At 65.7% G+C, this 21,203-nt stretch carries 21 protein-coding genes and 1 other RNA gene; 18 read left to right on the top strand and 4 right to left on the bottom strand.

Annotated features, from left to right (window positions below; all coding sequences use genetic code 11):
- The first annotated feature begins 202 nt into the window (after positions 1-202).
- A complete protein-coding gene (locus tag ACFOOL_RS00880) occupies positions 203-610 on the top strand; it encodes a hypothetical protein (RefSeq protein ID WP_380094028.1) in 408 nt (135 codons plus the stop codon).
- A 131-nt stretch (positions 611-741) separates the two neighbouring features.
- Here the strand turns inward: ACFOOL_RS00880 and ACFOOL_RS00875 are convergent, their stop codons facing one another.
- The gene (locus ACFOOL_RS00875) at positions 742-1,395 is read right to left on the bottom strand and encodes a helix-turn-helix domain-containing protein (protein ID WP_380094025.1); all 654 of its coding nucleotides are present in this window, start codon (positions 1,393-1,395) and stop codon (positions 742-744) included.
- Positions 1,396-1,594: 199 nt separating this feature from the next.
- Between ACFOOL_RS00875 and ACFOOL_RS00870 the strand changes: the two genes are divergently transcribed.
- The 5 genes from ACFOOL_RS00870 (at position 1,595) to ACFOOL_RS00850 (ending at position 6,758) form a co-directional block, all read left to right on the top strand.
- Positions 1,595-2,749 carry a hypothetical protein gene (locus tag ACFOOL_RS00870; protein ID WP_380094023.1) on the top strand — a complete coding sequence of 385 codons (1,155 nt, stop codon included), beginning with the start codon at positions 1,595-1,597 and terminating at the stop codon, positions 2,747-2,749.
- Between the two features lie 375 nt (positions 2,750-3,124).
- On the top strand, positions 3,125-3,862 hold the full coding sequence (locus ACFOOL_RS00865; RefSeq protein WP_380094022.1) for a hypothetical protein: 738 nt from the start codon (positions 3,125-3,127) through the stop codon (positions 3,860-3,862).
- A gap of 157 nt (positions 3,863-4,019) precedes the next feature.
- Positions 4,020-4,481, top strand: a complete 462-nt coding sequence (locus tag ACFOOL_RS00860; protein ID WP_380094020.1) for an Lrp/AsnC family transcriptional regulator — start codon at positions 4,020-4,022, stop codon at positions 4,479-4,481.
- 114 nt (positions 4,482-4,595) lie between these two features.
- Positions 4,596-6,251 (top strand): energy-dependent translational throttle protein EttA, encoded by a 1,656-nt coding sequence (gene ettA / locus ACFOOL_RS00855; protein ID WP_380094018.1) that lies wholly within the window; start codon positions 4,596-4,598, stop codon positions 6,249-6,251.
- A gap of 168 nt (positions 6,252-6,419) precedes the next feature.
- The gene (locus tag ACFOOL_RS00850) at positions 6,420-6,758 is read left to right on the top strand and encodes a hypothetical protein (RefSeq protein ID WP_380094017.1); all 339 of its coding nucleotides are present in this window, start codon (positions 6,420-6,422) and stop codon (positions 6,756-6,758) included.
- 83 nt (positions 6,759-6,841) lie between these two features.
- On the opposite strand, the gene ACFOOL_RS00845 is transcribed toward ACFOOL_RS00850, so the two are convergent.
- Positions 6,842-7,291 carry a host attachment protein gene (locus ACFOOL_RS00845; protein WP_380094015.1) on the bottom strand — a complete coding sequence of 150 codons (450 nt, stop codon included), beginning with the start codon at positions 7,289-7,291 and terminating at the stop codon, positions 6,842-6,844.
- A 193-nt stretch (positions 7,292-7,484) separates the two neighbouring features.
- Between ACFOOL_RS00845 and rarD the strand changes: the two genes are divergently transcribed.
- The 7 genes from rarD to rnpB all read left to right on the top strand — a co-directional run bounded on the left by rarD (position 7,485) and on the right by rnpB (position 13,882).
- Positions 7,485-8,462 carry an EamA family transporter RarD gene (gene rarD, locus ACFOOL_RS00840; RefSeq protein WP_380094013.1) on the top strand — a complete coding sequence of 326 codons (978 nt, stop codon included), beginning with the start codon at positions 7,485-7,487 and terminating at the stop codon, positions 8,460-8,462.
- A 102-nt stretch (positions 8,463-8,564) separates the two neighbouring features.
- Positions 8,565-9,701 carry a DUF2336 domain-containing protein gene (locus ACFOOL_RS00835; protein WP_380094011.1) on the top strand — a complete coding sequence of 379 codons (1,137 nt, stop codon included), beginning with the start codon at positions 8,565-8,567 and terminating at the stop codon, positions 9,699-9,701.
- A 95-nt stretch (positions 9,702-9,796) separates the two neighbouring features.
- Entirely contained in the window at positions 9,797-10,756 is a 960-nt protein-coding gene (locus ACFOOL_RS00830; protein WP_380094010.1) for an ArsR/SmtB family transcription factor, read from the top strand.
- Between the two features lie 7 nt (positions 10,757-10,763).
- Entirely contained in the window at positions 10,764-11,684 is a 921-nt protein-coding gene (gene metF / locus ACFOOL_RS00825) for a methylenetetrahydrofolate reductase [NAD(P)H] (protein WP_380094008.1), read from the top strand.
- A 127-nt stretch (positions 11,685-11,811) separates the two neighbouring features.
- Positions 11,812-12,588 carry a hypothetical protein gene (locus ACFOOL_RS00820; protein ID WP_380094007.1) on the top strand — a complete coding sequence of 259 codons (777 nt, stop codon included), beginning with the start codon at positions 11,812-11,814 and terminating at the stop codon, positions 12,586-12,588.
- 169 nt (positions 12,589-12,757) lie between these two features.
- Positions 12,758-13,465, top strand: coding sequence for a TerB family tellurite resistance protein (locus ACFOOL_RS00815; protein WP_380094005.1), 708 nt, complete (start codon positions 12,758-12,760; stop codon positions 13,463-13,465).
- Positions 13,466-13,497: 32 nt separating this feature from the next.
- An RNA gene (gene rnpB / locus ACFOOL_RS00810) (RNase P RNA component class A) lies at positions 13,498-13,882 on the top strand.
- Between the two features lie 83 nt (positions 13,883-13,965).
- Here the strand turns inward: rnpB and ACFOOL_RS00805 are convergent.
- Positions 13,966-14,394: a hypothetical protein gene (locus tag ACFOOL_RS00805; RefSeq protein WP_380094003.1), complete on the bottom strand. Its 429-nt coding sequence runs from the start codon at positions 14,392-14,394 to the stop codon at positions 13,966-13,968.
- 663 nt (positions 14,395-15,057) lie between these two features.
- On the bottom strand, positions 15,058-15,309 hold the full coding sequence (locus ACFOOL_RS00800; RefSeq protein WP_380094002.1) for a BrnA antitoxin family protein: 252 nt from the start codon (positions 15,307-15,309) through the stop codon (positions 15,058-15,060).
- 138 nt (positions 15,310-15,447) lie between these two features.
- Here ACFOOL_RS00800 and ACFOOL_RS00795 point away from each other — a divergent pair, with 138 nt between their 5' ends.
- The 5 genes from ACFOOL_RS00795 to ACFOOL_RS00775 all read left to right on the top strand — a co-directional run bounded on the left by ACFOOL_RS00795 (position 15,448) and on the right by ACFOOL_RS00775 (position 21,196).
- Positions 15,448-16,548, top strand: a complete 1,101-nt coding sequence (locus ACFOOL_RS00795) for a carboxynorspermidine decarboxylase (protein ID WP_380094000.1) — start codon at positions 15,448-15,450, stop codon at positions 16,546-16,548.
- Between the two features lie 44 nt (positions 16,549-16,592).
- Positions 16,593-17,882: a saccharopine dehydrogenase C-terminal domain-containing protein gene (locus tag ACFOOL_RS00790; RefSeq protein ID WP_380093998.1), complete on the top strand. Its 1,290-nt coding sequence runs from the start codon at positions 16,593-16,595 to the stop codon at positions 17,880-17,882.
- Positions 17,883-18,105: 223 nt separating this feature from the next.
- Positions 18,106-19,107, top strand: coding sequence for a 16S rRNA (cytosine(1402)-N(4))-methyltransferase RsmH (gene rsmH, locus ACFOOL_RS00785; protein WP_380093996.1), 1,002 nt, complete (start codon positions 18,106-18,108; stop codon positions 19,105-19,107).
- Positions 19,104-19,487, top strand: a complete 384-nt coding sequence (gene ftsL / locus ACFOOL_RS00780; protein WP_380093994.1) for a cell division protein FtsL — start codon at positions 19,104-19,106, stop codon at positions 19,485-19,487. Before rsmH ends, ftsL begins: the two co-directional genes overlap by 4 nt.
- Entirely contained in the window at positions 19,487-21,196 is a 1,710-nt protein-coding gene (locus tag ACFOOL_RS00775) for a peptidoglycan D,D-transpeptidase FtsI family protein (protein WP_380093993.1), read from the top strand. The genes ftsL and ACFOOL_RS00775 overlap by 1 nt, the downstream gene beginning before the upstream one ends.
- Positions 21,197-21,203 lie beyond the last annotated feature (7 nt).

Genomic DNA, 21,203 nt, shown 5'->3' with positions numbered 1-21,203 from the left:
GTCATTGCGCCCGGCTTTCCGGCCGGGCGTTTTTTCGTGCCTCGAGGCGGGTTTTCTTCGCTCAGCCATGGGGCATTTCCCGTATTTTCGCGCATCTTGCGCATGCAACGCATGAAATCGGCCGGTTCGATTGTCTTTGCCGGAGCCGCGATGCCCCCTGTTCACGTGTCGTCGTAACACGCGTTCAACAGGAGTATCCGATATGAAACCGATTATCGCGCTTTCCCTCGTCGCCGCCCTCGCCATGACCCCTTCCGCCCAGGCGGGCGGTTTTTTCGGCAATGCCGGCAATGGCGGCCTTCTGGGCAACATCACCTCGGCGGTGGGCCTGAGGGATGTCAACGTGCTCAACGGCAATACCGTCGCCGTGGGCAATAACAGCTCGATCCTGTCCAATATCGGCAACGGGATTCTCAGCGGCAACGGCATACTGGGCGTCGGTGGCCACAACACCAGCTATGCCAATAGCGGCAACACCACCCACACCAATACCTATCTCAATTCCGGCAACACGACGAACAGCGGCAACAAGACCAGTGTGAACAGCGGCAACAGCCAGTCCAGCTACTGGAACAGCTTCAACCGGCAGTCCTCCGGCAAGCGCTGGTAGTTGCAGCCTTGCCTGACGTGAGGGACGGTCGACCTCCATAAATCCCTCACGGACCCGCGCTGCTGCCCCGGCGCGGGTCGCCCCTTGTTCCGCTTTCCGATCTGCCTTGCTCCCGCCGCCGTCCTGCCCTTTCACCGGGGCAGGGCGGCGGTGTTTGGTTCCGGTTCCTGCCGCCAGAGCGTCAGGGCGCGGCGCTCGATCTCGTCCGGCCCGATGCGGGTTTCCTCGAAGCGGATGTCGTCGAGCCCATGGGCGCGGGCGAAGTGGGGTTCGGCGAGGCAGACCCGCATTCCGGCGACCGAATAGATGGTCTTGGTCAGGGTGACGCTCCAGAATTCGCCGTCCTGCCGGAAGGGCAGGGTGAGGGTCAGCCCGACCACGCCCCCGGGCTGGTCCAATATGGCCAGGAACCGCCGCCAGGCCGGCGTGAAGGCGGGATTGCGCTGCGGATCGAGCACCCAGCCGAAGCGGTCGAGCGGATTGGGCGAGGCCCGCAGCGGCCGGCTGCGGGCGATGATGCCGTGACGGGCATCGATCAGCAGCAGATGCTGCCCCGATTGCTCGACGAAGTGCCGGAGCGCCCGGATCGGCTCGCCATCCTGCCCCCAGATCAGCCGGCGGATGGCCTCGACATTATGCGGACGCGGCAGGTCCCGGCCGCTTTCCCAGCGGCTGACCTGGCTTTGGGTGACGCCCAGGCACTCGGCGATGGCGGCCTGCTGCAAGCGGGCGGCGATGCGCCATTTGCGCAGGGCCTGGCAGATTCCAGCGGCGTCATATTGCATGGCAATAAATTCCTTCCGATGCGGGAAGGATTTGGCGCCGCGGAAGAATAACATAGTTAATCAAATACTTACGGAGCCATATTCCGCTGTTCACCATTAATCCGGACCGGAAATCATACGGGCGAACCCTTAGCATCTACGTGGAATATTGGTTAGCGGAGCCCTCCCATACTGGCGGTGTTGTTGGGGAAGGGCCGTCATGCGTATTCTCGTCGTCATCATCGCCTCGGTGTTTTTTCCGCTTCTGGCGCATGGGCAGGCGCCGCTGTCCCTGTCGAGCCGCCTCGAATCCGGGTGGACCTCCAATGCCCCGGAGCGGCCCGGCGGGTCGGCCGACACCTATCTGCGCCAGATTCACGACCTGTCGCTGCGCGGCACGCTGGGCATCACCGCCATCGGCCTGGGGCTGTCGCTGGAGCAGATCCGCTTCACCGGGCAGCACGCCGAGGACGACTTTGCCGTCACCGGCGCCATCGAGGCGAGCACCGCTCCGGCCGATGGCGTGCAATTGCGGCTGGGCTATGCGCAGACCCGGCGCTGGAGCGGGGAGACGGCCGATCTGGGCGGCGTGGTCTTCGGCATCCGCAACCCGGTGACCGAACATGAAACCATTGCCGAGTTGACGCTCGAAGGTGCCGGCATGAGGCTGGTGATGGGGGTGGATGGATTGTGGCGCATGCCCGGCCTCGCCACCGTGGCCGGCCTGCCCTTGCCGCCGCGCCGCATCGAGCCGGAAACGGCGCTGGCGACCCTGCGGGCCGATGGCGAAATGGCCCTGGGTACGGATCTGGCCGGCCTGGCCCGCCTGCGCGGTTTTTACACCCATGTGCCCGCCGCCGACCGGTTCAACTATTGGCGCGAACCGGCATCGGCCTTGCGCGGTGCGGCCGGGCTGCGGTTGCGGCTGGATCGGTTCACGGCGCAGGTCCATGCCGGGCTGGATTTGGTCCGGCCCCAAAGCGCCCCGCATCTCCTGCGCGCGCTGCCCCATTTCGAGGCCTCGGCCGAAGCGGCGGTGCTGGAGAGGTTGACCCTGAGGGGCAGCGCTGTCACCGGACTGGAACTGCTCGACCCCATCGATGGGGTGGCGGGGCGCACCATGGAGGCGGAACTGGGTGCGCGGCTGGCGCTCACCGAGCCGTTGTCACTATCGGCCACCGCCGCCGTCAGCCGCGAGCGGGGCCTTTACGACCGGACCCTCGGCCAATTCAGCCGCTCCGTCCGTCTCGGCGCGGCCTACGCCCTCGCGCCGGGCGTCGAGCTGGAAATGACGGCCGGGCAGGAACATGTGGAGGGGCCGGGCGGGCCCTATTCGGTCCGCAAGCTCGCCGCCACCCTTGCCGGGCGGCTTTGATCACAAATCGCGCACCATGCCGCTTTATGGGGAACCGGCCCTTGCCCGGTCCGTTGACCACCCGAACCCGGCGCCTCGGCCGGATGTTCCTATGGTGCAGGACCGACAGAGCCTGTGCCATACCGGCGGCGGCTGGCCGTAAAGGCTGACGCTCCTTTGTGGCCGCCCCGAAAGGGCGCGAAACTTCGGTTTCGCGCCCTGCCTTTATGGTATTTGCAATATGTATGAACTTATTACCCAAATATCCTAAAAATGATAAGGTGTCGGCAAAGTAATATTCGCCTTGTCCTATAGTTTCATCCATCTTCCGCAACCCTTTCCGTCCTGCCGGCATCATCTCCTTTGCGGCGCTCCGTCGCGCAAAGGAGATGGATCATGAGATTGATGACTGTAACCTTTCTTTCCGCCGCCCTGTTGATGGGCGTCAGCTTTCCCGCGCAGGCCCAGTCCCTTCTGGGCGGCGTGCTGGGCAGCAAGGGCGATGACGCGGTGGTGACGCTCGGCTCGGGCGACGCCGGAACGTCGGGCCTGGTCAATGTGGGCGTCGGCGGCAGCGACCAGTTGCTGGATGTCAATGTCGGCGGCAGCAGCGCCGGTTCCCTGGCCACCGCGACCGTAGGCACGCGCGACGGTGTCGGCGCCGATGTCAACCTCCTGGACGGCACCGCCCGGGTCGGCGTGGGGGTGGGCGGCAGCGGCGGCCTGCTCGATGTCGATATCGGAGTGGGCGGTCCGGGCGGCTCCAATGGCAATGGCGGCAATGGCGTGCTGCCCGGCGCCTCCATGGCCAGCACCGGTTCGGGCGGTGGCGCGGGTGCGGCCGCCTGCGTGGGCCTGTCGAGCAGCCAGCTCGAACGGCTGCTGCGCAGCACCCGCATCGACGGGTCGTGGGCGCGGGCCAGCAATGTGGCGATCCAGCCGGTCAGCGTCTGCCCGGAAATGCGCCCCTGGCTGGCCGCGGCGCTCGGCAATAGCGGGCTCGGCGACAGTCTCCGCTCGGCCATCGCCGGGGATGCGCTGCTCTCGGCTTCGCTCAGCCGCACGCCCTACGATGCGGGCCGGGTCTTCGCGGTGCAGCGCCAGGGCAGCCAGTTGACCGTCTTCGTCTATTAAGCCCGCATCACCTCCCCCCGGGGGGAGGGCGCGCAACGCGGGCGAGGGGGCTTTGCCGGAAGCCGAGTCTGCCGGAAGGCCCCTTCGCGCTTGCTTTTTCCGCGCCTTGGCATTCAATGCCGGACAGGGTTCGGGGATTGTGGGGCAAGGCGCAAGGATGTTGCAACTGGACGGGACGGATCGCAAGCTCCTGCGCGAATTGCAGCGGGATTCCCGCCGCAGCGTGCAGGTGCTGGGCGAGGCGGTCGGGCTTTCCGCCTCGGCCTGCCACCGCCGTATCCGGGCGCTGGAGGATCACGGCTATATTTCCGGCTATCGGGCCGATCTGGACGCGGCGCGGCTGGGCTATGCCATGCAGTTCTTCATCGAGGTGGGGCTGACCAGCCAGAGCGAGGCGGCGCTGGAAGCCTTCGAGGCGGCGGTGCAGGACATTCCCGAGGTGCTGGAATGCCATCTGACGGCCGGCCATTCCGATTATCTGCTGCGCGTCATCTGCCGCGACCATGAGGATTTCGAGCGGCTGCATCGCCGGCTCAGCGCCCGCCTGCCGGGCGTGGCGCGCATCCATTCCAATATGAGCATCCGCACCGTCAAGGCGCGTATGGGCCTGCCGCTATAGGCCCGGTTGCGCCGGCCGGGCCCGCCCGCCGGGACGGTTGCGGGGAGCGCGGGCTTGGCCTACATACGGCGCAATTCATCACGTCAGCGCATGCGCAAAGGGGTGTCGCCGCCTATGGCTCGCCAGTTCATCTACCACATGCACGGAATGTCGAAGGCCTATGCCGGCGGCAAGAAGGTGCTCGACAACATCAATCTCAGCTTCTACCCCGACGCCAAGATCGGCGTGCTCGGCCCCAACGGCTCGGGCAAGTCGACCCTGCTCAAGATCATGGCCGGGATCGATACCGAGTTCACCGGCGAGGCCTGGGTGGCCGATGGCGCCCGTGTCGGCTATCTGCCCCAGGAGCCGCAGCTCGATCCGGCGCTCAACGTCCTGGGCAATGTCATGACCGGGGTGAAGGAGAAGAAGGACATCGTCGACCGCTACAACGAGTTGATGATGAACTATTCCGACGAGACCGCCGACGAGGCCGCCAAGCTGCAGGACGTCATCGACGCGCAGAACCTGTGGGATCTCGAATCCCAGGTGGAAGTGGCCATGGAGGCGCTCGGCTGCCCGCCGGGCGATGCCGACGTCACCAAGCTCTCGGGCGGCGAGAAGCGCCGGGTGGCGCTGTGCGCGCTGCTGCTGTCCAAGCCCGACCTGCTGCTGCTGGACGAGCCCACCAACCATCTCGACGCCGAGACCACGGCCTGGCTCGAGCGGCATTTGCGCGAGTTCGAGGGCGCGGTGCTGATCATCACCCACGACCGCTACTTCCTCGACAATGTGACGGGCTGGATTCTCGAGCTCGATCGGGGCCGCGGCATTCCCTATGAGGGCAATTACTCCGCCTATCTGGGCGCCAAGGCCAAGCGCTTCGCCCAGGAAAAGAGCGAGGACGCCGCCCGCGCCAAGGTGCTGGAGCGCGAGCGCGAATGGATGGGCCAGTCCCCGCAGGCGCGGCAGGCCAAGTCCAAGGCGCGCATCAAGGCCTATGACGAGCTGGTCAAGCTCAACGAGGCCCGCACCCAGTCCCACGCCGCCCAGATCATCATTCCGCCCGGCGAACGCCTGGGGCAGAACGTCATCACCGTCGAGGGGCTGTCCAAATCCTTCGGCGACCGGCTGCTGATCGACGATCTCAGCTTCAAGCTGCCGCCCGGCGGGATCGTGGGCATTATCGGCCCCAACGGGGCCGGCAAGACCACCTTGTTCCGCATGCTGACCGGGCAGGAGCAGCCCGACAGCGGCACCGTCACCGTCGCCGAGAACGTGCATCTGGGCTATGTCGACCAGAGCCGCGACGCGCTCGACCCCAACAAGACCGTCTGGGAGGAAATCTCCGAGGGCAACGATGTCCTCATGCTGGGCAAGCGCGAGATGAACAGCCGGGCCTATACCTCGGCCTTCAACTTCAAGGGCGGTGATCAGCAGCAGAAGGTGGGCAATCTCTCGGGCGGGCAGCGCAACCGCGTGCACCTGGCCAAGATGCTCAAATCCGGTGCCAACGTGCTGCTGCTGGACGAGCCGACCAACGATCTCGATACCGAAACCCTCGCCGCGCTCGAAGAGGCGCTGGAGGAATTCGCCGGCTGCGCCGTGATCATCAGCCACGACCGCATGTTCCTCGACCGGCTCGCCACCCATATGCTGGCCTTCGAGGGGGACAGCCATGTGGAGTGGTTCGAGGGCAATTTCCAGGATTACGAGGCCGACAAGATACGGCGTCTGGGTCCCGATGCGGTCAATCCCAGGCGGGCGACCTACAAGCCGCTGACCCGCTAAGCGAAAAAAGGCGCGGGCATCGTCCGCGCCTTACGCTTTTCCGCGCTTTTTCCGCCTTTACCATCCCTTTGCCGCCATGCGAAAAGCCGTTGGGTTTGCTGGACTTTCTGCAATAAGCTGTGCAGAACGGAGCAGGGCCCCGTTCGGGTTCGGCTTCTGGGGGAATGGATGAAGATTTTTCTGACGGGGGCGGCGTTGCTGGCAGGACTTGCCCTCGCTGGTCCGGTTGCCGCGGCGCCGGGGCAGTGCTCGATGACGGGCTATGGCTCCTTCGATTGCGACGTCACCGCCGATGGCGGCGGCATCACCTTCGTCCTGCCGGACGGGCAGACCTTCGTTTTCGCGCATATGGCGGATGGGGAAGGCCCCGGCTATCTCCTTCCCGCCGAGGCCCGGCCCGGCCGTTATCCCACCGAGCTGGGCGTGTTCCGTCCGGTGGAGGGCGAGGACGGCTGCTGGCTGGGCGACAAGGACGCCATCACCTTCTGCGCCGCCCTGGTGCAGTGACCGGGCTGCCCCCGTCGCTGTCGGCTCCCTTCACTCAAGGGGAGGGAGCGCTGGTCGCCGCTTCCCTCACATCATGAAAGCCTCTAAACCGCGATGATCCCGTCCAGGTGCTTGTCGAGCTGGGGCGTGGGGACGTTGGTGAGGTCCTTGTCGAGCTCGGCCACGATGGTCTTTTTCACATGCTCGGACAGGGCCTTGCGCAGATTGCCCAGCGCGATCGGAGCGGCGGCGATGACCAGCCGGTCATAGGCGCCGGCCTTGGCCTTGGCCTCGATGGCGCTGGCCAGCGAGCGGACGAATTCGGCTTCGCGGCGCTCCGCCGGGTCGGTCTTGGGCTCCATGGCGCTGCGCCGGCCGCCGGAGGGAGAAAAGCCGCGCCCGGGGCGGTCCGAATCGATGTCCTGGGATTGCAGCGAGGGAATGGACCATTCCAGGCCCTTGACTTGTGCCAGGCCCTTGCCGGGCCCCGAATGCTCCAGCATGCGGGCCTGGGTGCCGTTGGCGATCAGGATCCAGGTTACGGTCTTTCTCATCTGCTGCTCCTCGGGTTGGGACGGTCGGGACGCACGGCGCACCGCGTGTCCCCAAGGCCAAACGTCCTGCACCGACAAAGGTTGGGGGGCGTTCGCCATCAATGCAAGGGGCGCGGATCACAAAGTCCGAATTGTCCTGGCGCGACCGGGCTGATAGAGGATCGGGGCGCCCGTCGCGGCGCGGAGTTTTTCCATGACCCTGCCTGAACAGGCGCCGGAGATTGCAGCCCCGGCCGCCTCTGCCATGCTCCAGCCCGATCCCGCCGAGACCCGTAAGGGGGTCGCGGCCGCGCTCGGCGCCTATCTGCTGTGGGGCTTCCTGCCCATCCTGTTCCGCCTGCTCGATTCGGTGGGGGCGGTGCTCATCGTGGCGGAACGCACCATCTGGTCGCTGGTGCTGCTGGCGGCCATCATCGGCTTCAGCGGCGGGTTCGCCGAAGTGCGCGCGATGCTCGCCGACTGGCGGCGGTTGCGGGTGATCGCGCTCTCGGCGGTGCTGCTGGTGGCCAACTGGCTGCTTTACGTCTGGGCGGTGGAGAGCGGACAGTTGCTGGAGGCGAGCTTCGGCTATTTCATCAACCCGCTGGTCAGCGTGGCCATCGGCATGGTGCTGTTGGGCGAGCGGCAGAACCGGCTGCAGACCCTGGCCATAATGATAGCCGTCATCGCCATCCTCATTCAGGCGGCGGGGCTGGGCAAGGTGCCCTTCATCGCGCTGGGGCTAGCGCTGTCCTTCGGCTTTTACGGCTATATCCGCAAGACCGCCCATGCCGGGCCGGCCACGGGCCTGTTCGCGGAAACGGCGGTGGTGGCGCCGTTCGCCATGGCCTTCATCCTGTTCGACATGATCGGCAACGGGCCGGGGGCTCACGCCGATCCCACGCTCATGCTGCTGCTGGTGCTCACCGGGCCGGCCACGGCGGTGCCGCTGCTGCTGTTCGCCTATGGGGTGAGGCGGCTGCGGCTCACCACGATCGGCATGTTCCAGTATCTGGCGCCCTCCATCCAGTTCCTGGTGGCGATCTATCTGTTCGGCGAGACGCTCAATGAGCTGCGCCTGCTCAGCTTCGCGCTGATCTGGCTGTCGCTGATGGTGTTCAGCTATGACGGCCTGCGCCGGCGCAGCCGGGGGGGCGGAGCAGACGGCCTGAGCGGCGCTCGGGCGGGATAGCTGCAATTTTAAACAAATGCGGCTATCCGCTTTCAGCGCGCGCAAGCAGGTCGGGCCGCATTCTCCCGCCCGTATAGCGGCAGAAGCCGGGAGATCGACCCAATGACCGACCCCCTTACCGAGCTGGATGAAGGCCACAGGGCGTTTGCGAATTTCCGCGTATTGAACGGCGAGGACAACCGGTCCGAGCGCGAGCAGTTGTTCCGCAACATGGCGCAGCTTTTCAGCTATGTCTCGGATCGCTGCGACGACGAGCAGGTCGCCCAGTATGACGAGGTGCTCTGCCAGCTCGCCGAACTGGTCGAGGTGGAAGCGCGGGTGCATGTGGCGGGCCTGCTGGCGTCGCTCGACCGCGCGCCCGGCACCGTGGTGCTGAAGCTGGCCAATGACGATATCGAGGTGGCCCGGCCCTTGCTCGAATTCTCCAACGTGCTGAGCGATGACGACCTGATCGACATCATCTCGCGCCAGTCGGAGAACCACCGCGTCGCCATTGCGGGCCGGGCGGCGCTGACCGAGCGGGTGGGCGAGGCCATTGTTGAGCACGGCGAAACCGCTTCGGTGGTGACGCTGGTGCGCAATCCCAGGGCCGAATTCGACCGCGCGACGCTGGAAAAGCTGGTGGAGCGCGCCACCCATGACGCCGAGATCGCCGCCGACCTGCGCGGGCGCAGCGATATCGACTGGAAGTCGCTGCGCGGCGAGATCGACCATGTCGCGGGCAAGGTGCTGGAATCGCTGGGAGAGGTCGAGCGGTCCTTCGATCCGGTGGCCGCCGGCAAGGTCAATACCGTCGTTTACAATCGCATCCGCAACCGCGCCGGCTTCAACGCCCAGGAGTGGAAGGTCGCCTATAACCAGGTCAAGGGCCTGGCCGACCGCAAGCAGCTCGACGACCGGGCGCTGGCCCGCTTCGCCCGCTTCGGCTATGGCCACCATGCCGCCGCCGCCATGGCGGTCATTCTCGGCGTGGCCCCGGAAATCGTGGTGAAGTGGCTCGCCGGCCAGGATTATGTCGCCGTCACCGTCGCCCTGCGCGCGGGCAAGCTGAGCCCGGACCTGTTCGAGGCCATCGTGGCGACGCTGCCCTGGCGCGACCTGCCCAGCGAAACCGACAAGCAGATGGTGCTGTCGCGCTTCGAGGCGCTGGATGAAGAGGACGCCAGGAACATCTTCGAGCTGTGGCGGGCCCATTCCTTCCGCAAGCGCGCCATCGGCGAGGAGCGGCAGACCGCCTGAAACGATGCCCTGTCGCCCGCCGGGGAACCGGTGGATAACGGGCTGGACCCGCGCTCGAAATTGGATATAAAGATATCTTTATATCCGAGGTGACGATGAGCGGTCTGGGCGGTCTGGTTGGGGTATTGAAGGCGGCGGGCGAAAGCACGCGGCTGCGTCTTCTCGCGCTTCTGGCCGATGGCGACCACTCGGTCAAGGATCTGACCGAAATCCTCGACCAGAGCCAGCCGCGCGTGTCGCGGCATCTGAAGCTCCTCGCCGATGCGGGCCTGGTGGAGCGCCATGCCGAGGGCGCCTGGGCCTATTACCGGCTGGCGCCGGCGGGGCAGGGGGCGGAACTGGCGCGCTGGCTGACCGCCCGGGTCGATCCCGACGCGCCCGAACGGCGCCGCGACCAGGCGCGCCAGCGCGAGGCCCGCGCCGCGCAACAGGCGGTGGCCGCCGATTATTTCGCCAAAGTGGCCGATAGCTGGGACCTGCTGCGCACGCTGCACGTGCCGGAAGTGGCGGTGGAAGCGGCGGTGTTGGCCGAGCTGGGCGGGCGCAAGGTCGATCTGCTGGTCGATCTGGGCACCGGCACCGGCCGCATGCTGGAAGTGCTGGCGCCGGCCTACCGGCATGGCATCGGCATCGATTCGAGCCGGGAAATGCTGGCCGTGGCGCGTTCGCGCCTTGCCGCCGCCGGCCTGGCCCACGCGCAGGTGCGGCTGGGCGATATCGCGGCGCTGGATCCGTCCATCGGCCCGGCCGATGTCGTCGTCATCCATCAGGTGCTGCATTATTTCGACGATCCGGGGCGAATGCTGGCAGAGGCGCGGCGCCTGCTCAAACCCGGCGGGGAAATCCTGATCGTGGATTTCGCCCCGCACGAGCTGGAATTCCTGCGCACCGACCACGCCCATCGCCGGCTTGGCCTGTCGCCGGAGCAGATGGAAAACTGGGCGGAAATGGCGGGGCTGGAGGTGCTCTCGGCCCGCGACTTTCCCGGCGACGGCAAGGAGCGCGGCCTGACGGTCTGCCTCTGGCGTCTCGGCGGCCCCAACAAGACGGAATGACAAGACCATGATCGACGACAACCTGCGCGCCAGCCGCAAGACCGCTGACCAGCGCCCCGACCTGCAGCTTTCCTTCGAATTCTTCCCGCCCAAGACCGATGCGATGGAGGAGCGGTTCTGGGACAGCATCGGCAAGCTGGCGCCGCTCGGGCCGCGCTTCGTCTCGGTGACCTATGGCGCGGGCGGCTCGACCCGCGAGCGTACGTTGCGCATGGTGAGCCGCATCACCTCCGACACCGGCGTGCCGGCGGCGGCGCATCTGACTTGCGTGGGGGCGAGCCGGGACGAGGTCGACGAGGTGGTGCGCGGCTATGGCCGGGCCGGCGTGGGGCGCATCGTGGCGCTGCGCGGCGATCCGCCCGAGGGCGTCGGCCAGCCCTTCACGCCGCATCCGGACGGCTATCGCAACGCCGCCGATCTCGTCGCCGGCATCCGCCGCATCGGCGATTTCGACATCTCCGTCGCCGCCTATCCCGAAAAGCACCCGCAAAGCGCCGATTGGGACGAGGATATCGACAATCTCAAGCGCAAGCTCGATGCGGGGGCGGACCGGGCCATCACCCAGATGTTCTTCTCCAATGCGGACTATCTGCGCTATCTCGAGCGGGCCCGCCGGGCCGGGGTGACGGCGCCCATCGTGCCGGGCATCCAGCCCATCCATTCCTTCCGGCAGATTTCGGGCTTTGCCACGCGCTGCGGGGCCTCCATTCCCGGCTGGCTGGCCGAACGCTTCGAGGGGCTGGAGGACGATCCGGAGACCCACGCGCTGGTGGCGGCGGCGGTGGCGGCCGAGCAGGTGACCGAACTGCTCGACGAAGGGGTGACCGAATTCCACTTCTACACCCTCAACCGCTCCAATCTGGTGCTGGCGCTGGCGCGGCTGCTGGGCCGGCGGCCGGGAAGCGGCGAGGCGGCGGCCTCGGCGTGACGGCTTCGGGCCCGTTCATCGCCGGTTCAGGCCCGATGGTGAAGACCGGGTAAAGGCGTGTCCATATTCTGGCCACGATAAAACGCATCTTCGCCGGCAGGGCCACGTGCCATTTGGAATTCATGCCATGCAGATCGACCACCGCATCATCACCGGGCTCGCCTGGGCCGGCGCCCTGCTGGTCGTGGCGATCCCCGCCGCCGATTTCGCCCTGGGCCGGTTTGCCGGCCCGCCGGCGCCGCAGGTGGCGGTGATCGAGGAACGCCCCGAAGCGGAGGCGCCCGCGCCGGCTCCTGCGGCGGCGCCAGCCGCCCGGCCCAGCGCGCCCGCGCCCGAAGCCGCCGCGCCCGCTGCGTCCGACCCGGTGGTCACCTCCGCCGCTGCGCGTCCGGTATCGGGCGAGGATGCGGTGGACGCCTATCTCCGCTCCGGCCGCAGCCTGCCCGGCTATATCAGCAATGGCGAGGGCTCGGCGGCAGGCCCGGAGCCGGACGTGGTGCCGGAACCCGCGCCCGCGCCCGCGCCCGAGACTGCCGCGGCATCGGAGCCGGAACCGCCCGCCCGGCCGGAACCGCCGGTGACGACCCCCGCTCCGGTCGTGGCGATGCCGACGCCGCTCTCCGAGCGGCCGCCTTCGGTCGCCTCGGTCCAGCCGGCCCCATCGGCCCCGCCGGCGCTGGTCGTCGACACGCCGGCGCCGGTCGTGACGGCGGAGGATCTGGAGGATTGGGAAACCGGCCCGCTGTCCGACTTCCTCGCCAACCGGCAGGGGCAGGGTAACCGGGCGCCGGCGGATTACGATTACGATCCGGACGGCTTCTTTCTCGATGAAGGTCCCAATGCGCGGCGCGTGCAGCGTTTCCCCCGGGCCTATGAGGACGATTTCTATCCGTTCGGGCGCTGAGGGCAGGGCGCCATGCCCAACCGGCGATGGACCGGCGGCAGGCCAGCCGATAGGCTGCCGGCAATGATCCCCGTTTCCGCCCGCATGCCGCCGCCGCATCGACCGGCGGGGGCGATGAAAGGCATTTGCCATGTTGTGCTGCGTTCGAAAAGCCGAGGAAAACCGTGACGTGCGGCAGAAGCTGGCGCGGTTTTTCGGCTCGTTCTCGCGCCGCACCGGCGTCGTCGGGCAGATCGCCAATATGCTCGATCCGGACAACTGGCTGCCGGGCGGGCGCGATGCGGCCTTCACCCTGGCGCTGATCGCCCTTTCGGCCAAGATGGCGGTGGCCGATGGCGCGGTCACCGCGTCGGAAGTGCGCGCCTTCAACGCCACCGTCGATATCGCCAGGGGCCATGAGCCGCAGGTCGAGCGCCTGTTCAATCTCGCCCGGCAGGACGTAGCCGGCTACCAGGCCTATGCGCGCAAGGTCGCCCGCTTCTTCGCCGACACGCCCGAGACGCTGGAGCATGTGCTGGACGGCCTGTTCTTCATCGCCACCGCCGATGGGCTGGTGCACGAGGCCGAGCTCGACTATCTGCGCGAGGTCAGCGCCATTTTCGGCTTCGACGAGGCGCGGTTCGAGCAGATCGCGGCCCAGCACGTGATGCTGGAGGAGGGCGTCGATCCCTATACCGTCCTGGGCCTGTCGCACGACGCCCCGCCCGAGGAGGTGCGGCGCGTCTATCGCCTGCTGGTGGCCGAGCACCATCCCGACCGGCTGATCGCCCGGGGCGTTCCGGAGGAGCTGATCGACGTCGCCACCGCCCGCATGGCGGCGATCAACCTGGCCTATCGGGCGCTTGCCGGAGCGCGTCCGCAGCCGCTCCTGACTTGACGGCGGCGCCGGGCTCGCCCACATATCGCCGGCCAGTTGACCGGGTGGCCGCCGGCATGCGGGTAACTGCATGCCGGAGGAAAGTCCGGGCTCCATCGAAACACGGTGACGGCTAACAGCCGCCGGGGGCGACCCCAGGGAAAGTGCCACAGAAAGCAAACCGCCCCGGTTTCCGGGGCAAGGGTGAAAGGGTGCGGTAAGAGCGCACCGGGCGTCCGGCAACGGAGGCCGCACGGTAAACCCCACCGGGAGCAAGACCAAATAGGGATGACGCGGGACTTCGGTTCCAGCCTGTTTCGAGGCCAGGTCATCCGGGTTGGTTGCACGAGCGCGCTGGCGACAGCCGCCTCAGATGAATGGTCACCACGTCGCGGCAACGCGGCCCTACAGAACCCGGCTTACAGGTCAACTGGCACTTAAACCTTAGCCTTCGGAAGATTGCAGCGAGCCACTCCAAAGTGAGGCGGAGCAACGCCCAAACATCGCCGGGGCAACGGTGCTTAGACGCGCATTTCCTTTAATGAGCGCCACTTTGCCTCACCCGGAAACTGGACTTCCCAATAATTCCAACCGTTCAACTGTGTTTTGCTGCCGCCTTTGGTCACTGCAACCGCGTTGGCAGCGGCAGAAAGAGACGTGTAGCTCTTCCCATTTACCAGCAGCGCGCCATTGAGGAAGACGCCCTCATATTGCTGCTTACCATGCTGATAGCTCATTCTCGCGCGTGAGCCGTGAGGTACTTCGATACCATCTTCTATCCAAGGACGGCCTGAGCCAATCGACGCCGAGTTCGTTGCACCCCCGGCAGATGCAGGCTCTGGAAGGTTAAGCAAGCGGCGAAGCGCCAGATACGGCTGTTCATCAAAGCCACGCCTTTCGGATTCGATAAGGCGATGGATGTCCCAGTCAATTTCAATCGTGGATAACATTGGCTGATCTCCTCTTTTGAGAGACTCTACCTTATCAGAGTAAATTATTTGATCAAGGAGTGGGTCTCCTTATAAAAGTTTAAAATGTTAACCGCGGTTAGTCTTTGAGGGTTAGTTCCGACTTGTGGCCGTGCTATTCTGTATGTTCGACTGTCGGCAGCCGAAAGCCAACCTTTGGCGAGGTGCAGGCGATGGACGAAGACGAGGAGCGCCGCGAGGCTATCCGCAAAGCGAAATGGGCTACTGCCACGGAACCGCTTGTTCGCCATTTCAGCACGTCATCAAAAGACTATCCGCATCCTGACCTTAATCGGCTATAGGAGCGGCGGCCGGTGGTCGTGACCTGCACGATGAGGCCCGGCACTTTGCTGTCCTAAAGGTCGTAACGCCTGTTGCCGGGGCGCAGGCTGGCAAGTCTGGTTTCGCTGAGTTTCGTTCGCGCCAATCTGCTCTCCGGCCAGTCGGAAAAGCGGCGATCAATGCCGCGCCAACTGCAGAGCAACAAAAGCATCCGAGAGGATATTTCGACAATGTATCAAAGGTTAGTGAGAAAAGGCATTTCGGCGTGCGGTAAGAGCGCACCGGGCGTCCGGCAACAGAACCCGGCTTACAGGTCAACTGGCGTTGTCTTTCCGGGCCTCCGCAAACGGCGCGCCGCCGCCGTCAGAGCCCGACCGCCTTTTTGAGGATGTCGTCGATCCGCGTCTGCCAGCCGGGCCCCTGCGCCTTGAAGCGTTCGACCACTTCCGGGCTGAGGCGGATCGAAACCGGAATCTTCTTCGGTGCGGCCTGTGGGCCGCGCGTTTTGGGGAACGCCTTCAGCACCTGTTCGGGCAGGACTTCATGCGCGGGTCTGGCGCGTTGAAAATCGGCCTCGGTCCATTCGGGGTTGTCGGCGTCGAACGCGATTTCCATGCTTTTTGTATATACAGATTGCGCTGGCCGAATACAAGAAGCCCGCGCCGCGCTCTTGCGATCCGGGGCGGCGATGTTTACATCACATCCTCTTCCGCCGATGCACCGGCGGGCACACGCTTTGGAGTTTTCGGCGCGATGCCCCTGGCTACCCCTCATTACCTTATCGACGAAGCGGCGCTGGATCGGAATCTGGCCAGGGTGGACCGGTTGCGCGCCGCATCGGGCGCCAAATGCCTCATGGCGCTCAAGGCCTTCGCCACCTGGTCCACCTTCGCGCAGATCGCGCCGCATATGGATGGCTCGACCTCCTCCTCGCTCAACGAGGTCAAGCTGGGGCGCGAGAAATTCGGCGGGGAAACCCATGCCTATTCCGTCGCCTGGGCCGATCACGAGATCGACGAGGCCATCGCGCAGGCCGACAAGATCATCTTCAATTCGATCGGACAGCTCGAGCGTTTCCATGAAAAGGCGGCGCATCTGCCCGTGGGGCTGCGCGTCAATCCCGGCGTCAGCCATTCGCATTTCGACCTCGCCGATCCGGCCCGTCCCTATAGCCGGCTGGGCGAGCGGGACCTGTCGCGCGTCGAGGCGGTCATGGACCGGCTCAGCGGCTTCATGATCCACTGCAATTGCGAGAACGATTCCTTCGACAGCTTCGCCGCGCTGCTCGACCGCTTCGAGGAAAGGCTGGGGCATCTGTTCGAGCGCATCGAGTGGGTCAGCTTCGGGGGCGGCATCCACTTCACCGGCGAGAACTATCCCCTCGATGCCCTGGCGGCGCGGCTCAGGGCTTTTGCCGAAAAATACCGCCTGCAGGTCTATCTCGAACCGGGCGACGCCATCGTCACCGGCACGACCACGCTGGAAGTCTCGGTGCTCGACATCGTGCACAACGAGAAGGCCGTCGCCATCGTCGACAGCGCCGTGGAGGCGCATATGCTGGATTTGCTGGTCTATCGCGAGAGCGGCTCGGTCGCGCCCGATGCGGGCCCGCACCGCTATGTGATCGCCGGCAAGTCGTGTCTGGCCGGAGACGAGTTCGGCGAATTCGATTTCCCCGCACCGCTCGCGGTGGGGGACCGCATCTCCCTGCTCGATGCGGGGGGCTATACGATGGTCAAGAAGAACTGGTTCAACGGCGTACCCATGCCGGCCATCGCCATTCGAAGGAAAAACGGCACAGTAGAACTTGTGCGCTCCTTCGACTATGCTGACTACGTCACCAGTCTCTCGTAAAGAGCGGCTGATCCCGTAACCCCTCAACAGGTGTTTCGTGCCAATTGAAAAAGAACGTTCTGATTATCGGCGCCGGAGGTGTCGCGCAGGTCGCAGCCTTTAAGGTAGCAATGCACAACGATGTGCTCGGAGACATTCACATTGCCTCCCGCACGCTTTCGAAATGCCAGGCCATCGTTGCCGGTATTCTCGAGAAACGGGCGCTCAAGCGTCCCGGCATCTTGGCCGCTCATCAGCTCGACGCCATGGATGTCGAGGCGACCAAGGCCCTGATCCGGCAGACCAAGAGCCAGATCGTCATCAATGTAGGATCGGCCTTTCTCAACATGTCCGTGCTGCGGGCGTGCATGGATACCGGTGCCGCCTATATCGACACCGCCATCCACGAAGACCCCGAAAAGGTGTGCGAGCCGCCGCCCTGGTACGGTAATTACGAGTGGAAGCATCGCGAGGAATGCGAGCGCAAGGGCGTCACGGCCGTCCTGGGGGCCGGGTTCGATCCGGGCGTGGTCAATGCCTATGCGGCGCTGGCGGCGCGGCACTATTTCGACCGGGTCGACAGCATCGACATCATCGATGTGAACGCCGGCAATCACGGACGCTATTTCGCGACCAATTTCGATCCGGAGATCAATTTCCGGGAATTCACCGGCACGGTGTGGAGCTGGCAGCAGGGCCAGTGGACGGCGAACAAGATGTTCGAGGTCCAGCGCACCGACGATTTGCCGGTGGTGGGGTCGCGCACGACATATCTCACCGGCCATGACGAGGTGCACTCGCTCTCGGCCAATCTCGACGTGCCCGATATCCGCTTCTGGATGGGGTTCGGCGAGCATTATATCAACGTCTTCACCGTCCTGAACAAGCTCGGCCTGCTCTCCGAAAAGCCGGTGGTCACCGCCGAGGGGATCGAGGTCGTGCCGCTCAAGGTGGTCAAGGCCGTGCTGCCCGATCCGATGTCGCTGGCGCCGGACTATACCGGCAAGACCTTTATCGGCGATCTGGTGAAGGGGATGCGCGACGGCGTCGAGACGGAATTGCTGGTCTACAATATCAGCGATCACGAAGCCGCCTATGCCGAGACCAACAGCCAGGCCATTTCCTACACCGCCGGGGTGCCGGCCGCGGCGGCGGCGATCCTCATCGCCAAGGGGGAGTGGGACTGCCACCGCATGGCCAATGTCGAGGAATTGCCGGCGGTGCCGTTCCTGGACCTGCTTGGCCGGATGGGCCTGCCCACCAGGGTTCGCGACGCCGATGGCGACCGCGCGTTCGACCCGGCCGAATTCCGCGAACCGCGCGGCAAGGCCGCCCGCGTGGGCGGGGTATCGTAAGCCTCTGGCGGCCGGGGATTTCCCCGGCCGTTTTTGTTGTGGGGCCGGCTCCTTCGCCTCCCTCAAAGGGGAGGGGAGCGAAAACACTTTGATTCCACTTGATCAAATCCCCCGCCCGCCCGACCGGCCGGGGAAATGGGAAACAGAATCTTAAAGGTCGGCATGCAAAATCGGCGTGAGTTTGTGGTACCGGCCCCTGGGCCGGAGTGGAGTTGTGGCGGATATGGGCAAGCCATCCCTGCCCGGGACCGGTATGGCGGATGGCCCGCACGTGCCCGTTCTGCTCGATGAAGTGCTGGCCGCGCTCGCTCCTGCGGGCGGCAGCAGCATCGTCGATGGCACGTTCGGGGCAGGGGGATATTCGCGCGCCCTGCTGGAGGCGGGCGCCCGCGTGATCGGAATCGACCGTGACCCGGGCGTCGCCGCCCATGCCGCCGCGCTCGAAGCCGAGTTTCCGGGCCGCTTCACCTTCCTTGCCGGCCGCTTTTCCGAGCTCGACAGCCTCGCCCTCGCCCATGGCCCCATCGATGCGGTGGTGCTCGATATCGGCGTTTCCTCCATGCAGCTCGATGAGCCGGAGCGCGGTTTTTCCTTCATGCGCGAGGGGCCGCTCGACATGCGCATGAGCCAGTCGGGCCGCAGCGCCGCCGATCTCGTCAACGGGCTCGATCAGGATGACCTGGCCGATCTGCTCTATGCCTATGGAGAGGAACGGAAATCCCGCCGCATCGCCCGGTTCATCGTGGCGGCGCGGGAGGAGGCGCCCATCGCCACGACGCTGGAGCTGGCGCGGATCATCGAAAAGGCCATCGGCCGCAAGCCGGGGGACGTACATCCGGCGACGCGCTCCTTCCAGGCGCTGCGCATCGCCGTCAATGGCGAGTTTGAGCAATTGGCGGAGGGCCTGTTCGCCGCCGAACGGCTCCTGGCCGAAGGCGGGCGGCTGGCCGTGGTCAGCTTCCATTCGCTCGAGGACCGCATCGTCAAGCGCTTCTTCGATCCGGAAAAGGGCGGGCCCACGGCCTCGCGCCACCTGCCGGCGCCGGTGGCCGAGCCGCGCCGCTGGCGGAATGTGGCCAGGGCCGTCAAGCCCGGTGCGGCGGAGCTGGCGCGCAATCCCCGCGCCCGGTCTTCCGTCCTGCGCAGCGCCGTGCGCAGCGGCGAGCCGCCGCGTCCGGTGCGGCTGGAGGGGCTTGGCGTCCCTCGCGTCGGAGGGGCCGCATGATCCGCAGCATCAATATCTTCCTTTTGTTCGTCTCCATCGCCATGCTGGCGGGGGTCTATGCGCTCAAATTCTCCATCGAGGGCACGGCCGCCGAGCGCACGGCGCTGACCGCCAAGATCGCCGAACAGGAGGGGCAGCTATCTCTCCTGCAGGCCGACTGGGCCGTATTGAACCAGCCCGGCCATATCGATCCCATCGTGCGCCGGCATGAGGCCGAGCTGGCCATCGGGCCGGTGCGGCAGGAACAGTTCGGCTCCTTCGCCGCCCTGCCCATGCGCCCGGCAAAGCCGGACACCGAGGCCATGGACGCGCTGTTCCGGGCGATTGCCGAGGGCATCGACCCCATCGATGCCATCCTCGAGCTGGAAGGGATCGACTGATGGCCGTCGTCACCGAGGATTTCGCCCCCACCATCGCGCTCGACGGCGCCCGCAAGCAGCGCGGCAATCTCACCCAGGCCCGCATCCGCTGGATGATCCTGGCCGTCCTGATCGGCTTCGCGCTGGTGGGCGGGCGGCTGGTGCAGCTTGGCATGGTGGAGACCGACCAGACCATCGAGGGGCAGACGCGCGACGCCATCATGGCCAGCCGCCCGCCTATTCTCGACCGCAACGGGCTCGAAATGGCGGTGGATATCCGCGTGCCCTCGCTCTATGCCGAACCGCGCCGCATCATCGACGTGGAGGAAGCGGTACGCAAATTGCGCACCGTACTGCCCGATCTGGGCGAGAGCTGGCTGCGCAACCGCCTGACCGGGGACAAGGGCTTCGTCTGGGTGCAGCGCGAGCTGACCCCCGCCATTCAGGACCAGGTGATGCGGCTGGGCATTCCCGGCATCGACTTCATCACCGAATCCAAGCGCTTCTACCCGGCCATGAACGAGGCCGCCCACATATTGGGCTCCACCAATGTCGACAATCAGGGGATTGCCGGCATCGAGCGGCACATGGACAGCGAGTCGATCGCGCTGTTGCAGGAACTGGGCCTGGCGCGCGGCAATGCGCTGACGCCGGTGGAACTTTCCGTCGACATGCGCGCCCAGCATGTCATGTACGAGCAATTGCTCGATGCGCTGGACCGCTATCAGGCCGTCGCGGCGGCCGGGGTGATGATGGACATCCATACCGGCGAGATCGTCGCGCTGGTTTCGCTCCCCGATTTCAATCCCAACGAGCCGGCGACGGCGCTGGTCAAGGATACGTTCAACCGCATCACTTCGGGCATTTTCGAGCCGGGCTCGATCTTCAAGACGGTGACCATCGCGGGGGCGCTCGACAGCGGCCAGGTGCGCATCACCGACGATTTCGACGCCCGCTACGGCATTCGCTTCGGCCGCTACACCATCGACGATTTCCACGGCAAGCACCGTATTCTGAGCGTGCCGGAAATCTACAAATACTCCTCCAATATCGGCACGATCCGCATCATGCAGGCCATGGGCAAGGACAATTTCCGCGCCTTTCTCTCGCGCCTGAAATTCGATGAGCGGGTGCAGTTCGAGCTGCCCGAGATGCGCGTGCCGACCGTGCCGAAGGAATTGTCCGAGGTGGGCGCGGCGACGGCCTCGTTCGGCCATGGCCTGTCGGTATCCCCGCTCCACATGGTCACCGCCTATGCGGCGCTGGTGAATGGCGGCAATTACATCGCCCCCACCCTCTACAAGCGCGACGTCGCCGAGGCCGAGGCGCTTTACGAACGCGTCATCAGCCCGGAAACCAGCGACAATATGCGCTATCTGATGCGGCTCAACGCGCTGGAGGGCTCGGGTTCGCAGATGAACCGGCTGGCGCAGGGCTATCGCATCGGCGGCAAGACCGGCACCGCCGAAAAAGTGGTGGACGGCCGCTATTCCTCCAGCAAGGTCACCAATTTCTTCGCCTCGGCATTTCCGCTCGACAATCCGCGCTATGCCATGGTCATCATGGTGGACGAGCCCAAGGCGGAGAACCCGCAATCGGGCACGACGGCGGGGTGGAACGCCGGCCATCTGACGGGCCGCATCGTGCAGCGGGTGGCGCCCATGCTCGGGATCGCGCCCGATTTCAGCGAGGCGCTCGACCAGCAGATCGTGCCGCGTGTTCTCCGTTAGCTCAGTC

Origin of the sequence: Devosia honganensis (assembly GCF_042648785.1) — a bacterium.
Taxonomy (GTDB): Bacteria; Pseudomonadota; Alphaproteobacteria; order Rhizobiales; family Devosiaceae; genus Devosia; species Devosia honganensis.
Note: the sequence above shows the minus strand (reverse complement) of the source record. Positions and strands in the feature narration are given on the sequence as shown.

Excerpts from the sequence above, each read along its gene's own strand:
- ACFOOL_RS00875 (WP_380094025.1), bottom strand. The coding sequence starts at position 1,395 with ATGCAATATGACGCCGCTGGAATCTGCCAGGCCCTGCGCAAATGGCGC.
- rsmH (WP_380093996.1), top strand. The coding sequence starts at position 18,106 with ATGGGCAAGCCATCCCTGCCCGGGACCGGTATGGCGGATGGCCCGCAC.
- ACFOOL_RS00775 (WP_380093993.1), top strand. The coding sequence starts at position 19,487 with ATGGCCGTCGTCACCGAGGATTTCGCCCCCACCATCGCGCTCGACGGC.
- ACFOOL_RS00820 (WP_380094007.1), top strand. The coding sequence starts at position 11,812 with ATGCAGATCGACCACCGCATCATCACCGGGCTCGCCTGGGCCGGCGCC.
- ftsL (WP_380093994.1), top strand. The coding sequence starts at position 19,104 with ATGATCCGCAGCATCAATATCTTCCTTTTGTTCGTCTCCATCGCCATG.
- ACFOOL_RS00865 (WP_380094022.1), top strand. The coding sequence starts at position 3,125 with ATGAGATTGATGACTGTAACCTTTCTTTCCGCCGCCCTGTTGATGGGC.
- rarD (WP_380094013.1), top strand. The coding sequence starts at position 7,485 with ATGACCCTGCCTGAACAGGCGCCGGAGATTGCAGCCCCGGCCGCCTCT.
- ACFOOL_RS00870 (WP_380094023.1), top strand. The coding sequence starts at position 1,595 with ATGCGTATTCTCGTCGTCATCATCGCCTCGGTGTTTTTTCCGCTTCTG.
- ACFOOL_RS00880 (WP_380094028.1), top strand. The coding sequence starts at position 203 with ATGAAACCGATTATCGCGCTTTCCCTCGTCGCCGCCCTCGCCATGACC.
- ACFOOL_RS00845 (WP_380094015.1), bottom strand. The coding sequence starts at position 7,291 with ATGAGAAAGACCGTAACCTGGATCCTGATCGCCAACGGCACCCAGGCC.
- ACFOOL_RS00805 (WP_380094003.1), bottom strand. The coding sequence starts at position 14,394 with ATGTTATCCACGATTGAAATTGACTGGGACATCCATCGCCTTATCGAA.
- ettA (WP_380094018.1), top strand. The coding sequence starts at position 4,596 with ATGGCTCGCCAGTTCATCTACCACATGCACGGAATGTCGAAGGCCTAT.
- ACFOOL_RS00850 (WP_380094017.1), top strand. The coding sequence starts at position 6,420 with ATGAAGATTTTTCTGACGGGGGCGGCGTTGCTGGCAGGACTTGCCCTC.
- ACFOOL_RS00835 (WP_380094011.1), top strand. The coding sequence starts at position 8,565 with ATGACCGACCCCCTTACCGAGCTGGATGAAGGCCACAGGGCGTTTGCG.
- ACFOOL_RS00795 (WP_380094000.1), top strand. The coding sequence starts at position 15,448 with ATGCCCCTGGCTACCCCTCATTACCTTATCGACGAAGCGGCGCTGGAT.
- metF (WP_380094008.1), top strand. The coding sequence starts at position 10,764 with ATGATCGACGACAACCTGCGCGCCAGCCGCAAGACCGCTGACCAGCGC.
- ACFOOL_RS00830 (WP_380094010.1), top strand. The coding sequence starts at position 9,797 with ATGAGCGGTCTGGGCGGTCTGGTTGGGGTATTGAAGGCGGCGGGCGAA.
- ACFOOL_RS00800 (WP_380094002.1), bottom strand. The coding sequence starts at position 15,309 with ATGGAAATCGCGTTCGACGCCGACAACCCCGAATGGACCGAGGCCGAT.
- ACFOOL_RS00860 (WP_380094020.1), top strand. The coding sequence starts at position 4,020 with ATGTTGCAACTGGACGGGACGGATCGCAAGCTCCTGCGCGAATTGCAG.